At 62.5% G+C, this 14,476-nt stretch carries 11 protein-coding genes; 10 read left to right on the top strand and 1 reads right to left on the bottom strand.

What is annotated here, in order from left to right; genetic code table 11:
* Positions 1-14 precede the first annotated feature (14 nt).
* Positions 15-1,430 carry an aldehyde dehydrogenase family protein gene (locus AC3WWH_RS20130; RefSeq protein ID WP_058322095.1) on the bottom strand — a complete coding sequence of 472 codons (1,416 nt, stop codon included), beginning with the start codon at positions 1,428-1,430 and terminating at the stop codon, positions 15-17.
* A 96-nt stretch (positions 1,431-1,526) separates the two neighbouring features.
* Here AC3WWH_RS20130 and AC3WWH_RS20125 point away from each other — a divergent pair, with 96 nt between their 5' ends.
* From AC3WWH_RS20125 to AC3WWH_RS20080, 10 genes are all read left to right on the top strand, one after another.
* Positions 1,527-2,444, top strand: coding sequence for a LysR family transcriptional regulator (locus AC3WWH_RS20125; RefSeq protein WP_058322096.1), 918 nt, complete (start codon positions 1,527-1,529; stop codon positions 2,442-2,444).
* Positions 2,445-2,842: 398 nt separating this feature from the next.
* Positions 2,843-3,346, top strand: a complete 504-nt coding sequence (locus AC3WWH_RS20120) for an RNA polymerase sigma factor (RefSeq protein ID WP_058322159.1) — start codon at positions 2,843-2,845, stop codon at positions 3,344-3,346.
* A 206-nt stretch (positions 3,347-3,552) separates the two neighbouring features.
* Positions 3,553-4,554 (top strand): FecR family protein, encoded by a 1,002-nt coding sequence (locus AC3WWH_RS20115; protein ID WP_058322097.1) that lies wholly within the window; start codon positions 3,553-3,555, stop codon positions 4,552-4,554.
* Between the two features lie 119 nt (positions 4,555-4,673).
* Positions 4,674-6,983 carry a TonB-dependent receptor gene (locus tag AC3WWH_RS20110; RefSeq protein WP_058322098.1) on the top strand — a complete coding sequence of 770 codons (2,310 nt, stop codon included), beginning with the start codon at positions 4,674-4,676 and terminating at the stop codon, positions 6,981-6,983.
* Between the two features lie 114 nt (positions 6,984-7,097).
* Positions 7,098-7,388: a DUF2218 domain-containing protein gene (locus AC3WWH_RS20105; RefSeq protein ID WP_058322099.1), complete on the top strand. Its 291-nt coding sequence runs from the start codon at positions 7,098-7,100 to the stop codon at positions 7,386-7,388.
* Between the two features lie 193 nt (positions 7,389-7,581).
* The gene (locus AC3WWH_RS20100; RefSeq protein WP_492377189.1) at positions 7,582-9,276 is read left to right on the top strand and encodes an IucA/IucC family protein; all 1,695 of its coding nucleotides are present in this window, start codon (positions 7,582-7,584) and stop codon (positions 9,274-9,276) included.
* Positions 9,260-10,996, top strand: a complete 1,737-nt coding sequence (locus tag AC3WWH_RS20095; RefSeq protein WP_492377188.1) for an IucA/IucC family protein — start codon at positions 9,260-9,262, stop codon at positions 10,994-10,996. Before AC3WWH_RS20100 ends, AC3WWH_RS20095 begins: the two co-directional genes overlap by 17 nt.
* Complete coding sequence (locus tag AC3WWH_RS20090; RefSeq protein WP_058322101.1) at positions 10,993-12,273, top strand: AMP-binding protein; 1,281 nt, start codon at positions 10,993-10,995, stop codon at positions 12,271-12,273. The genes AC3WWH_RS20095 and AC3WWH_RS20090 overlap by 4 nt, the downstream gene beginning before the upstream one ends.
* Positions 12,270-13,580, top strand: coding sequence for a DUF6005 family protein (locus tag AC3WWH_RS20085; protein WP_113398758.1), 1,311 nt, complete (start codon positions 12,270-12,272; stop codon positions 13,578-13,580). Before AC3WWH_RS20090 ends, AC3WWH_RS20085 begins: the two co-directional genes overlap by 4 nt.
* Entirely contained in the window at positions 13,577-14,422 is an 846-nt protein-coding gene (locus AC3WWH_RS20080; protein ID WP_113398757.1) for a sugar phosphate isomerase/epimerase family protein, read from the top strand. Before AC3WWH_RS20085 ends, AC3WWH_RS20080 begins: the two co-directional genes overlap by 4 nt.
* Positions 14,423-14,476 lie beyond the last annotated feature (54 nt).

Genomic DNA, 14,476 nt, shown 5'->3' with positions numbered 1-14,476 from the left:
ACGGGGATTATCGCTCAGCCAATGATCGCCTTCGGCTCGAGAAAGGCTTCGAGGCCGAAGGGCCCGAATTCACGACCGATGCCGGAATGCTTGAAGCCGCCGAAGGGAGCCTGTGCATCTGCCGGCGCCTCATTGAGGACCACGCGTCCGGCCTCGAGCCGGCCGGCCACGCGGCGCATGCGTTCCGCATCGGTGCCGAGAACGTACGATTGCAGGCCATAATCCGTGTCGTTGGCGATGGCGATCGCCTCGTCTTCGCCGCGATAGGAAAGAACGCTGAGGACAGGGCCGAAGATTTCTTCCCGCGCGATCCGCATGTCGTTGGTGACATCGGTGAAAACGGTGGGGCGAACGAACCAGCCACGATCGAGCCCCTGCGGGCGACCTTCGCCGCCGGCCAGCAGCTTTGCGCCGTCCTCCTGACCGAGACGAATATAGGACTGGACGCGCTGCCATTGTCTGGCGCTGACCATCGGGCCGATATCCGAGGTCGGGTCGCTCGAAGGGCCGATCTTCAATGCCGAGACGGCGGTGGCGAGACGCGAGGTCACTTCCGCTAGCCTCCGCTCCGACACCAGAAGCCGGGTGCCGGCAATGCAGGCCTGGCCGCTGTTGCGGAAGGCGGAAGCAAGCACGTGCGGAATGGCGTGATCGAGATCGGCATCGTCGAGCAGGATCTGCGGCCCCTTGCCGCCGAGCTCCAAGGTCACGCGCTTGAAGCTTTCCGCAGCGGTTCGAAGGATCGTCTTTCCGGTGGTGGTCGAGCCGGTAAAGGTGATCTTGGCGATACCAGGGTTCTGGCTGAGCTCCGCGCCGACGACATGACCATAGCCGTTGACGAGGTTGAGCACGCCACGGGGCAGACCGGCTTCGTGCAGCGCTTCCAGCAGAGTCTGGGTCTGGATGGCGCTCATTTCCGACGGCTTGATCACGATCGTCGTGCCGGCCGCGATTGCGGTGGCGAGCTTGGTGCAGATGAAGCCGATGTTGCTGTTCCAGGGGGTGATGGCGGCGGCAACCCCAACCGGTTCCATGACGACCGCGGCGTTGCCGATCTGCCGGGTAAAGGTATAGCCAGCCACGGTCTTCGCGGCGACCTCGAAAACGTGCGAAGCATGCGGCACCGAGAAAGCGAGGAAGGACTGCGGTGCGCCGTACTCGGTCGCCATGGCCTCATGCAAGGCATCGGCGTGCGCTGCGACCGCGTCGCGCAGCGCTTGCAGCATGGCGATGCGCTCGGCCGGTGTCGTGCGCCGCATGGCCGGGAAGGCGCGCTTGGCGGCTGCAATCGCCGCGCGGGCGTCTTCCGCATCACCGAGGCGGACCTCGCCGATCTTCTCTTCGGTGGCGGGATTGAAAAGCTCGAAGCGCTCGCTGCCCTCAGGGGTCACGAAAGCGCCGTCGACATAGATCTGCTCGATTATCTTCATCGTTCGGTTTCCTGTTGTGATGAAGGGGATATGCGCCGGAAGGGTCGCCAGGATAAGATCATCAATCATAGACAGGTTGATGAGGAAAATAGCGCAATGAGACCCAGTCTGTCCGAACTCGAGGCGGTGACGACGATCGCGCGGCTCGGCGGTTTCCGCGCCGCTGCCCGCGAACTCGGCGTGTCGTCCTCTGCGCTCAGCCATGCCGTGTCGGCGCTGGAGGAGCGGCTGGATGTCCGTCTGTTCAACCGGACAACCCGGTCGGTGGCACTCACTGCGGCGGGCGAGGCCTTCGTGGCCGAGGTTCTGCCGGCTCTCGCCGCGATCGACGGTGCCGTCGAGAGGGTGACGGAATCCCGGGCGCGGCCGACGGGGACGCTTCGGCTGAACACCTCGCCCGGTGCGGCACGCATGGTACTGCAGCCGCTGCTGATGGAATATCTCCGGCGTTTTCCGGGCATGGCGGTGGAGGTAGCGACCGACAACGCGCTGGTGGACATCGTCGCCCTAGGCTTCGATGCCGGCTTCCGGCTGACAGACGCAGTGCCGCCGGACATGATCGCAGTGCCAGTCACGCGCCAGTCGCGCATGATCGTCGTCGGATCGCCGGATTATTTCCGGGAGAGGGCGGCGCCGCAGCGACCGGCTGATCTCATGAATCACACTTGCATTCGGGCGCGCATGGCGAGCGGCCGGATTTATCACTGGGAGTTCTCGCGTCATGGCGAGAGCGTGGAGATCGATGTGCCCGGACGGCTCATTCTGGACGAGAGCGGGCTGATGCTTGAGGCGGTACTGTGTGGCGCAGGGCTGGCCTATCTCTCCGACTATGCGGTCCAGGAGCATGTCGCTGCCGGACGGCTGGTGCGGGTTCTCGATGAGTGGACGCCACCCTATGACGGCCTGTGCCTCTATTTCTCCGGCCGGCGACACGTGCCGGCAAAACTCCGGGCGTTGATCGAGCTCGTCAGAGAGTTGCGTGTCGAGGGCGGGGGCGCGGGCGTTGCGCCTTGAATCTCGATGAGAAAGTGAGACGAACCGGACAGGTTGGGCGCTCGACTGCCGTTTCGTTGGCCATGGCGAGAAACCGGAAAAACCGCCATGTTCGCCATCCCTGCCGCGTCCGGTTGACACGGTTCGCGCTCAGATGGGTAATCGTCCTCGGAGCGAAAAGTTCCGCTTCTGCAACGGGATACGGTCTCCGGCCAAGGACGCTCAGGCTCGGCGGCCAGGCGTCGAGGCTATTGGCTGGAAAAATAACATGACTATTACAGACAAGTTTATTTACGCGTGCTAAGAGACGTCGCGTTCGTTTGGCCATCCGGTCCACCGATCGCGTCGCGGCAGGCAGTGCGAACGACGCTGGACGCCACATCAAAGTTGTTTTGTTCGGATCAGACGCCTTGGTCGACATGGAAACGCGCCATCAGGTCTATTTCGCCAAGCGTACCGCTTTGGTCGCCTATGCGACGCGCATCGTCGGGTCGCGTGAGACGGCCGAAGACATCGTGCAGGAGGCGTTCATCCGCTTCGCGCCGGCCAATACCGACAATGGTTCCCAGGGCCTCTCGCCTGCCTATCTCTACAGGATCGTCCGCAATCTGTGCCTCGATCTTCTCAAGCGCCGGAAGATAGAGGCGCGGGAGGAACAGGACGAGCCGCCGTTCTGGTCGATGCCGATCGAGATGCCGACGCCCGAAGACATCGCCGTGGTGACCGACGAGATCCGGCGCATTTCCGGCGTCCTCGACGATCTTCCTACGGAGGTTCGTGTTGCCCTTGAGATGCACCGCTTCGGTGGATACACCCTGGAAGAAATCGCCGCCCACCTGAACATCTCGGTCGCAACCGTACATCGCCATGTTCGCACCGCCATGATGCGGGTGGCGACAATTCTGGCGGGCGATGCCTCCTAGAATTTTGGGCCGGCGTGAAAAAAAATCCAAAGCAATTCGTCTTTGTGACAGACCGAATGATTCCGCTTGTGCATGTTTCCTTGAATCGTACCCGATTAAAGGATGAAAACATGCAGCAATTCAAAGTGCTACAGCGACCTTTGCGCGTCTGATAAGACGCGCGGCGCTGTAGTGTCTCGTCGAACACGTAACCAGCAGGCAGAGCTTTGACCAAGGACAACCACATACCGGAGGTGTTGCTCGAAGAGGCCATGGACTGGTTCCTCGAACTGAAGGCGCGTCCGAACTGTCGGGAGACGGAAGCCGCGTTCCGCACTTGGTTGGGCAGGTCGGAACTGCATGTCCGATCCTGGGAGACGGCATTGAAGACCTGGCAATTGCTGGGAGAAGTGCCGCCGGTTCATGAGCAGCTTTGGCGCGGGGCGACGCCGTTAGTCTCATCTGCGGCAACCACCCGCCAGCCGAAGCGTTGGGCGGCCAGAACCTTAGTTGCCGGCACCGCAGTGATGGCGCTTGCCGCCTGCCTGGTGCTGTTCGTCGCGCTCCCGTCGCTGCTGGTGTGGTGGCAGGCCGATCATGTGACCGAGACCGCGCAGAGCAGGACGATCACGCTGGAGGACGGCACAACTATTCAGATGGGCGGCAGCAGTGCCATCGCCACCGAGATCAACACCGCGGCCCGGCACGTCCGGCTTCTCAAGGGCGAGGCCTATTTCAATGTCGCGCGCGACCCGTCGCGTCCCTTCGTCGTCGATGCCGGCGGCGTGGAGGTTTCGGTTCTCGGCACGTCTTTTGACGTGCAGCTTGCGAGTACGGAGACAACGGTCGAGCTCGCCCACGGCACGGTGGCCGTTTCGTATAGCGGGGAAAACCATAAGCAGAATTTCGAACTCGCGCCGGGAGAAACGGCGACGGTGGCGCATGCGACGGGTGCTGTCACCCGAAGCGCGATCGCGGCCGAAGAGATCGGCGCCTGGCGGAGTGGCAAGATGTTCGTCAACAACGTCACCGTTGCCGCTGCCGCCGAGCGGCTGCAACGTTACCATTCCGCCTGGATCTCCATCCCGCAATCCGAACTCGCGGCGCGACGGGTAACGGGCGTTTATGACCTCACGGATCCCGATCACGCTCTTCAGGCGTTGGTGCAGCCGTTTGGTGGCAAGGTGCGCGAGGTGACATCCTATGGCCGCGTTCTGACGCAATTTTAATTTGGACTCAAAAATTCAAGAAAAAATCGCGGACCGGTGAAAAAAAATCCGGAGCCCGTCGTCTTTGGTCCGAAGCGCCTGCCGAGAGGCAGCGCGCGGATCATCGAGACGGGGGTAAAATGAGTTCGCCGAAATGCCGCAAGGGACATCTTTCTTTCAACGCAGGATATAGCCATGCAGGTCTGCGCCTGCTGACAACGACGGCGATCGTCGGGCTTTCCTCCCTTGCCTTCATGCCCCTTTCCGTCGCCTCCGCCCAAGAGACGACATCGCGTGTCAGCACGGCCCGCACGTTCAACATTCCGTCGCAACCGCTTGCAAGTGCCCTGAATGCCTTTGGGCGGCAATCCGGCCTGCAGGTGACCCTGGCTGCAGCGACGTCGAAGGGCATTCGTTCGACCGCCGTCAGCGGCACGCTGGAGCCGCAGCAGGCCCTGGCACAGCTGCTCTCAGGCACCGGCATCTCCTACCGGGTATCGGGCGGAACGGCGCTGATCGGCTCGGCCACGGCGGCCGGCAGCAGCGAGGGCGTGGATGCATCCGGCGCCACGGTTCTCGACCCGATTTCCGCCTTTGGCAGCGGACCGCTCGGCGCCGGCGAGATCGTCATCTCGTCGGAGGACCTGAAGCTGAAGAACCCCGCCAACATTGCCGACGTCTTTTCAGGGGAGCCGGGCATCGCCGTCGGCAGCTCCTTGCCGATGTCGCAGAAGGTCTACGTTCATGGCATCGAGGAAACGAGCCTTGCCGTGACCATGGACGGCGGCCGCCAGAACAACAAGGTCTTCCACCACAATGGCACGAACCTCATCGATCCGGGCCTCCTGAAGGCCGTCAACGTCGATGCCGGCGTTGCCCCGGCCGATGCCGGCCCGGGGGCGCTCGCCGGTGCGATCGCCTATGAAACGATTGATCCGCGCGATCTGTTGGATGCCGACGGTTTCGGTGGCTTCGTTACATCCAGCTATAATTTCAACAGCGACACGGTGACCACGGGGCTCTCCGCCTATGGCATGCATGAAGGGCTTGAGTTCCTCGGCTACTTCAACTTCGGCAAGGGCAACGATTTCACCGCCGGCAACGGCAAGGAGGTCGAAGGCACCAGCACCAATCTGCTGAGCGGCCTCGGAAAGCTCGCCTACGAGTTCGAGAGCGGCGACCGTTTCGAGATCAGCCACGACCGTATCAATGACGATGCGCCTCGGCCGTTCCGCGCCAATGTGGGGTCGATTTCGAATCCGAAGCCGTGGGAGCCGCGCATCCGCGATTACACGCTCGACCGGCAGAACACCGTCTTTACCTATACCGACAGCACGCCGGAGGGGTGGTGGGACCCGAAGCTCCTGGTTGCCTACAGCAAGACAGAGGTCGATCTGCCGATCTTCCCGAAGCCGGGACCGGGCGTTCCCACCACCTATGACGCTCTCGGCACGTCGGATAGTTTCAATGGCAAGTTCGAGAACAAGTTCTCTTTCGATATCGGCAATGTGATCGCCGGCATCGACTTCTACAGCGACAAGGCGGAGCTTGAGGATCTCTACGATCCCGGCACCGAGAAGGCGCGCAATGTCGGCATTTACGCGCAGGCGAGGCTTGAGCCTTGGGAGAGGACGCGCCTTTCCTTTGGCGCAAGAGGGGACAACCAGCACTTTACCGGAACGACGGGCGAGAAATGGACCAACTCGGGCTTCAGCGGCAACGTCTCGGGCGAATATGATCTCATCGAGGATCTTCTGACGGCCAAGGCCGGGTACTCGCATGTCTGGGCGGGCATTCCGCTTGCCGAGAACTTCATCATCAATCCCAACTGGGACTATGGCAACGGTCCGAAGCCGGTAACGGCGGACAATTACGTCTTGGGATTGGAGGCCAACTACAACGGCTTCATAGTCGAGGGCAGTGTCTTCCAGACCGATCTCGATGATGCGCGCGCACCGCGCTTCCGGGCAGACCTCGGTATCGCCGCCCATGATGTTCGCTCGCGCGGCTTCGAAATCGGTGGCGGCTACAATTGGGGTGATGGCTACTTCAAGGTGAAGTACGCCAATATCGACGTCGAAATCGACGGTAAGCCCGCCGACTCCGATCTCGGCACCTATCTCGCAGCACCCGCCGGCCAGATCATCACGCTGCAGGCGGTCCACACGCTGGCCGACTGGGGCGTCACCTTCGGTGCCGACGCCGAGATTGCGCTCGACTACGACGACGTCGCTGCCGGCAGCAAGCCCTTCGAGGGCTACGAGGTCTTCAACGCCTTTGTCGAATATGTACCGCCGCAACGGCCGAACCTGACGCTGCGGGCCGAGCTCAAGAACATCTTCGACGAAACCTATTCAGACCGGGCGACCTACGGCCAGGAGTTCGGGAACGTGACGCCGCTCTACGAGCCCGGCCGTTCCTTCATCCTGACCGCAAGAGCGACTTTCTAGGCCGACGGTCCGCGATCGCGGCTGCCGTGTCCTCCCCACGGCGGTCGCCCAAGACGCTCAGGCGGTCATCCCGGGCCGACTGGGCAACAAAAAGCCTGATGACAGGAGTTCCAGATGCAAGAAGCGACCACCCACTTTGCAACGGACGACGGCCAGAAATACCTGACGCAGCTCTGCAAGCACTTCGCCCACAAGATCGACGTCGAGCAGACGGGCGATCGCGCCGAACTCCGGTTTTCCTGCGGGACCGGCTATCTCCAGGCCACACCGGATGGCCTGAGCATCCGCGCCCGCTCGCCTGGCGAGGCCGATCTCGACGATACGAAATCGGTCATCGAAAGCCATCTTCTGCGCTTCGCGTTCCGCGAGGAGCCGGGATCGCTCCACTGGCAGGCCGCCGGCTGAGCACCACTGGCTGACAACGCTCTCAATAAGAAAATTCAATGTGTTGGTCGAAAACGTCCAACGCCATTGCGCGGCTATGCGTCGCGTGCCGAGGATCGACAGGATGCAATCGTCTAGGCAAATCGCAGAAATCGCCACCTTTCAAAGCTTCGCCAACTGCTATCTACGCGAAGTGAACCCGGGTATCCGGGTCATGCATCGAACCGCCGGCGGCGCTTTCGACTGTGTGGAATGGTCGCTCCCGAGGCAGCACATGATCCTGCGCGTCGAGGTGACGTCGCCGTCCCTCTGCGGTCCGCATCACTTCGGCCGGGTCTGGGGCAGGGGCGTTTCCGACGGGACATGGCGCCAGATCGAACTGATCTCGGCGCTGCATATCCTCATCCACGAGTGCTACCGCCAGGGCGATGAAAACCAGGCGGATGCCTTGCGCAGCTTCGAACTCGAACTGCTGATGCGGGTGCTCGAAAGCTATCAGCAGACCGCACTCTATATCGACAAGGCGGAGCCCGAGCCGGCAAGCGGCGGCCATTTCATCGAGGCGGAGCAGTCGCTGGTCTTTGGTCACTGGCAGCATCCGACGCCGAAGAGCCGGCAGGGCATGACCTACTGGCAGCAGGAATCTTACGCGCCGGAACTGCGCGGTGGGTTCAGATTGCACTATTTTGTCGCCAAGGCGGATCGCGTGCGGCACGCTTCCGCCCGTTCGACAGCGGCCGACGAAATTGTCCGTTCGCTGGTGGGGCCGGATGCGGATGACATCAGGCTCGATAACGATGAATGCCTGCTGCCGATGCATCCGCTCCAGGCGGAAGCGCTGCTGCTTGATCCCGACATTCGGTCAATGCTTGAGAAGGGGCAGTTGCGCCACCTGGGGCCTGCCGGCCGTGCCTTTACGGCGACCTCATCGGTGCGCACGGTCTATGACGCCGATGCCGACTGGATGCTCAAGTTCTCCCTGCCTGTCCGCATCACCAACTCGGTGCGTCTCAATCGGCGCCAGGAGCTCGAGGCGGGCGTCGCCATGGCGAAGCTGATCGATCGCATCGGCTTTGCCGCGCGGTCCCCAAATTTCCGGATCATCCAGGACCCCGCCTACATCACGCTCGACCTGCCCGGCCGGAGCGAAAGCGGCTTCGAAGTCATCCTGCGGGAGAACCCGTTTTCGGGCGCGAAGGGCAGGGGCGTTGTGACGGTTGCCGCCCTGACGGCCGATCCACTTCCGGGCCAGGGTTCCCGCCTGGAGCGCCTCGTCCGAGCCCTCGCCGCGCGCACGGGTGAAAGCCTGCCGGGCGCGGCCCTGCTGTGGTTCCGACGTTATCTCGATTGCGCCGTCGAGCCTTTGATCCGCCTTTATGACGATTATGGCATCGCCCTTGAGGCGCACCAGCAGAACAGTCTGCTGGACATCGCCAACGGTTATCCCTCTGCCAGCTATTATCGCGACAATCAGGGCTTCTATCTCTCCGAACGCCATCGCAGCCTGATCGTCAGCCATGTTCCCGAGACGCAAACGATCGCCTCACTCTATTTTGCCGACAGCGAAATCCGCGACCGCTTCGCCTACTACCTGATCGTCAATCAGGTCTTCTCGGTCGTCAGTCGCATGGGCCATGACTGCGTCTGTGACGAGAGCCTGCTGTTGCGCGAACTGCGCCTGCATCTCGAGGGTTATGCCGCCCGCATGACCGGAGCCGGACGCGAATTCGCGCGTCATGTCCTCGACCTGCCGACGATCGCCTCCAAGGCCAATCTGACGACGCGCCTCTATGACGTGGACGAGCTGCAATCCAATCACGCGCCGACGCTGTATCGCCCCGTGCCAAACCCGTTGCGGGCGCCGGCCGTCCTGACAGTGCCGAGGACCGATCATGCCATTGCCTCTTGATCTCAAGGGACGGCCGGACGAACGCGTGCTTCGCCAGCTCGCCGCCGCCCTCCTATACGAAGACATCGTCGATGCCAGTGAGCACGCCCACGGGGATGCGGTCGATTTTTCTTGGTCGCTCGGCGGCCGGGATTTCCGGTGCCGCGGCGCCATTGGCCCCTTTGGACGGCTTCGCTTGATGCCGGGTTCGGTGGAGATGCGCGAGGACACGGACAGCTGGGTCGCGCCGCCGCTGGCGCAACTGGTTGCCGCCTTGCCGGGCAGCGGCCCGACGCGCGGAAAGCTGCTCGACGAGCTCACCCAGACGATCGCCTTCTGCCAGTGGAACGAACGGCACCTCCCTGCGCGGTTGCGGCGCACGATGTCCTTCGCCGAACTGGAAGGCGTACTTGATGAAGGGCATCCGTACCATCCCTGCTACAAGGCGCGCACCGGCTTTTCCTTCGCCGACCATGCGGCCTACGGACCGGAAACGGGCCGGGCATTCCAGCTCGTCTGGCTGCTGGTGGCGCGCAAACATCTTCACCAGGCAATGCCCGGCGACGAGGATGCATTCTGGCGCGCGGAACTCGGACGTGAGGTGTGGGTCGAGCTGCTCGCGAAGCAGCAGCAACGCGGCGTCTCGCCGGAAGATTTCGGGCTTGTCCCGCTGCACCCCTGGCAGTGGCGCGAACTGCGCGAAACTGCGCTTGCCGGTTGGATCGCATCGGGGGGCATCCATTATCTGGGGCCGGCCGGCGACCGCTACACGGCAACACAGTCGGTGCGCTCGCTTCTGAACCAGGACAGGCCTCTTGCGGCAAGCATCAAGCTGCCGCTCAACATCGTCAACACCTCGTCGCGGCGAACGCTTGAGCCGCATTCGGTCTGCACGGCGCCGGTGATCTCGCGCTGGATTGCCGGGATCGTCGAGAGCGATCCGGCCTTTGGCGAACGCTATCCGCTCACGATCCTGCAGGAATATGCCGGGATTATCGCCGGTCGCGACGGACCTTTGGCGGGCCAGGTGGCGGCGATCTGGCGCGAGAGCGCTGAAGCCACCCTTGCAACAGGCGAGGCTGCCATTCCCTTCAATGCCCTGATGATGGTGGAAGTGGACGGGCGCCCGTTCGCCGACGACTGGATCCGCCGTTTCGGCCTCATGCCCTGGATCAACCGGTTGATCGAGATCGCCATCCTTCCGGTCTGGCATCTGCTCGTCCACCATGGCCTGGCGGTCGAGGCGCACGGGCAGAATATGCTGCTCGTTCACCGCGACGGCTGGCCGGTCAGGCTCATCCTGCGCGATTTCCACGAGAGCATCGAGTTCTCGCCGGGCTTTCTGCGCGAGCCGGAAAAGGCACCGGACTTCCTGGCACTGAACCCGGCCTACCGTGATGCCGAGCCGGACCAGTTCTACTGGACGGACAATCTGGATTCGCTGCGCGAATTGGTGATGGACACGCTGTTCGTCTACAATCTCAGCGAGATCTCCCATCTTCTCGACCACTGCTACGACCTGCCGGAAACGCTTTTCTGGCAGCGGGTCCAAACCGTGCTTGCGTCCTATGAGAGCGAGCATGGGGCGACCGAGCGGCTGAGCCAGCTCGGCTGTGGCCAATCCCGCATTCTCACCGAATCCCTGATGACGAGGAAGCTCCTTGCGGCGAAGCCGGAATACCACCACACGGTGCCGAACAGCTTGGCCGCGAAAGCGCTTCAACGAAGGAGAAAGTCATGATCCGCATCGATGACAGGCTCTACGACGAGTCCTATTTCAGCGAAACATCGGCACGATTGGCCGCCGAGGTCGGCCTCTCCGACCGTGACACCGGCCGCTACGCCGTCTGCTTTCCGGAAACCGTCGACTGGCTGGCGCTGTTTTTCGCCATCCGCAAGGCGGGTGCAAGCGTGCTGCCGATCCATCCAGGTACGCCCTATGCGGCCGCACGCAAGCTCGCGATCGGCGCCGGTTGCGACCGGCTGTTCTATAACAGCCTGACAGCCGAAGTTCTCCAGAAGCCCGAGCTGGGGTCGCCGCAGGGCACGCTGTTGCAGATGAGTTCCGGGACGACAGGCGCGCCGAAATGCGTGGCGCGAAGCTGGGCGGAAATCGACGCCGAAATCGAAAGCTATGTGCGCACGTTCCGCCAGCCGGAGGACATGACGCCGGTCATCGCCTGCCCGACCACCCATTCCTACGGGCTGATCTGCGGCATTCTGGTGGCGCTGAAGCGCGGCCAGACGCCCGTGATCGTCAACACCGGGAACCCGAAATATTTGCTGAAGGTACTGCGCGAAACGGAGCGGCCGTTGCTCTATTCGTCGCCGGCGATCCTGCACACGCTTGCGCGGCTTCTGCCCCAGGGCGAACAGATCCACGCGACGATGACGTCCGGCACCCTGCTCCCCGATCCGTGGTTTGCCGATATCCGCGCCAAGAGCCGGTTCATGTTCCAGCAATATGGCTGCTCCGAATCCGGTTGCATCGCCATCAATCCGGATGTCGCCGCCGCTGGCGACATGGGCTTCGTGCTGCCGCATCTTTTCGCGGAAACGGGCAGAAGTGTCGAAGACGCCGGAGAGATTGTCGTCAGGAATGGCGATGGCGCGCCGATCCACACGCGCGATCTCGGCTATCGCCGCGCCGACGGCATGTTGGTCTTCGTCTCGCGTTTGGACGACATGATCAATGTCTCCGGCCTCAACGTCTACCCGAAGGACGTGGAGGATGCCGTCATGGCCATGCCCGCGATCACCGATGCGGTCGCCTTCCGCAAGAGCGACCGTTTTGCCGGGGAGCGCGTCGCGCTGCTCTTCAGCGCCGAGGCACCGGTGGCGCCGCAGGCGGTACGCGAATGGTGCAGCCGCCATCTCGCCGGCCACCAGTTGCCGATGGAGATCCTGCAGGTCGACGCGGTTCCCCGTCAGGCGAACGGCAAGATCAGCCGTCGAGATGTCGCGGCGCGCCACGTGGCAGGCGAGTTCAACGGCCCGATGGCGGGAGCTGCATCATGAGCGAGAACGAAATCCTGGCGGCAATCGAGACCGTCCTCACCGAAAAAATGGCACATGGCCACATGGAGGGGTTTGGCCTGGATGCCCGCCTCAACGAAGACCTCTATCTCGACTCCGTGCTGATCCTGGAGATCTTCCTCAATCTCGAACTTGAATACGGGCTATCGGTGCCAGAGGAGGCGATCGCGAAACAGGAGATCGAGACGGTCGGCGATCTCGTCTCGCTCTATCTGCCGAAGACAACGGGTACCGTCGTTCCGGCCTTCCCGCTGACCGGAGGGGCGACCGACGAGGGTGTTCATGGCGAGGCCTATTACGACATCAAGGTCCATTGCTTCGTCAGCTGCGTTTCCGATGGATTGAAGTGCCAAGGACTGGACCAACGGCCGTTCTATTTCGGCGTCTGGGACGCGAAGTTTGCTGTCAGCGACCGATTCGAGCTTCTCTATCACGCACCCGACATTACCCAGGAGTTCTTCCGCGGCTGGTTCGAGCGGCTCTACGGTGTCTCCGTCGTCGAATGGTACGATCCGGCGCGCACCAAGCTCGACAACCTTGCAGTGCTGCTCGGTCTTCTCAAACAGCGCAGCGAAACCGGCTCGGTCATGGTCATGCTCGACATGTTCCATCTGCCGGAGCGCGAGAACAAGTTCAATCAGAACCCCTTCCCGCACTACCTCATGCTGCAGGAAACCGCCGATCCCGAGACCTGGTTCGTGCACGACCCCGACTATCGTTGGGAAGGCGAGATCGCCAAGGAAAAGGTCATTCACGCGATCATGCAGCCGACAGTCGGCGGCGGCTATGTCTTCGATAACGCCGAAGCGCGCGCGCCGTATGCGGAAGACCTGAAAGCCTATTTCGAAGCATGCTTCGTTCGTGACCGGAACCCGTTTGTCGATGCCGTCCGCGAAATCGTCACCGCGCACCTCGACGAACGAGACGGGCTCACGCTCTCGAATCTTGGCGCCGCGGTGCGCGAACTGCCCGTCATCACCATCCGCAAATATGCCTATGAGCATGGCTTTGCCTTCTACTGGCGGGCACTGAAGCTACCGGCGGCGGAATTCGAGAAATGGTGCGAGGAAATCGAGGCGCTGGTTCGGGCGCTGAAGACCCTGCACTACGCCTGCATGAAGCTGGCCCAGGCGGAAGATCGCGCCCTGGCCGGAGCAGTCTTCGAGCGGCTCGACGAAGCGGACCGGTTGGAGACGAAGCTTAAGGCAAAGCTCGCCGAGGTCTTCGATCTCTGGTCCGACCTCGTCCTTCCCGCAGAAGTTCTCCCATTGAAGAGGGTCGCACGATGAGAGTTTCGCTCTGCACCATCACCTTCCGGCATCATCTCATCTCGCTCGACGAGATCGCCACCTGGGCCGAGGCCAACGATTTCCAGGGCATCGAACTCTGGGGCGCGCATGCGCGCAACCTGGCGCCGCGCTCGGACCGCAACGCCGAATGGCTCGACGGCTACGGCTTGTCCGTGCCGATGATCAGCGACTACTTGCCGCTTGATGGCGATACCGAAGCGTTGCGGCACAAGACGGTGGAGCTTTGCAGGCTTGCCCGCCGTTGGCGCACCCGCAAGATCCGCACCTTCGCCGGAAGCCGCGGCAGTCTGGCCGTCGGGGCGGACGAGCGGCGGCAGATCATCGCTCGCCTGAAGGAGATCTGTGAGATTACCGCCAGCTACGGCATTCACCTGCTTGCCGAGACGCACCCGAAGACACTGGCCGACACGGCGGCCTCGACCATGCAATTGATCGAAGAGGTCGACCATTCCCATTTCGCTGTTAATTTCGACACGCTGCATGTTTGGGAGGGTGGTGACGATCCGGTCACGGTTCACCGGGCCATGAAGCCGCATATCCGCCACTACCACCTGAAGAACATTGTCGATCGGGTCGACCTGTCCGTCTTCGAACCGGCCAATGTCTATGCCGCCGCCGGTAGCAGGCGCGGTATGACACCGTTGTTCGAGGGCACCGTCGACTACGATCGATTCCTCCGGGAGATTTCCGGCGATCCCCTGGCCGATGCATCGCTGGAGTGGTTCGGCAATGATTGCCTGGACACCCTAAGGCGCGACCGCAGGCAGGTGCGCCAGGCGATCGAAGGCGGCGAGCGCCCGCTGCGAACGGCAAACGTCTAACGACACGTAAAGAGGGCCTTGGTGGCGGACCGCAGCGTTCCGCCACCAAGGTAA

This window comes from Ensifer sp. EB106-03-01-XG145, assembly GCF_058792075.1.
The sequence above is the reverse complement of the archived record's forward strand: the minus strand, read 5'-3'. Positions and strand labels throughout refer to the sequence as shown.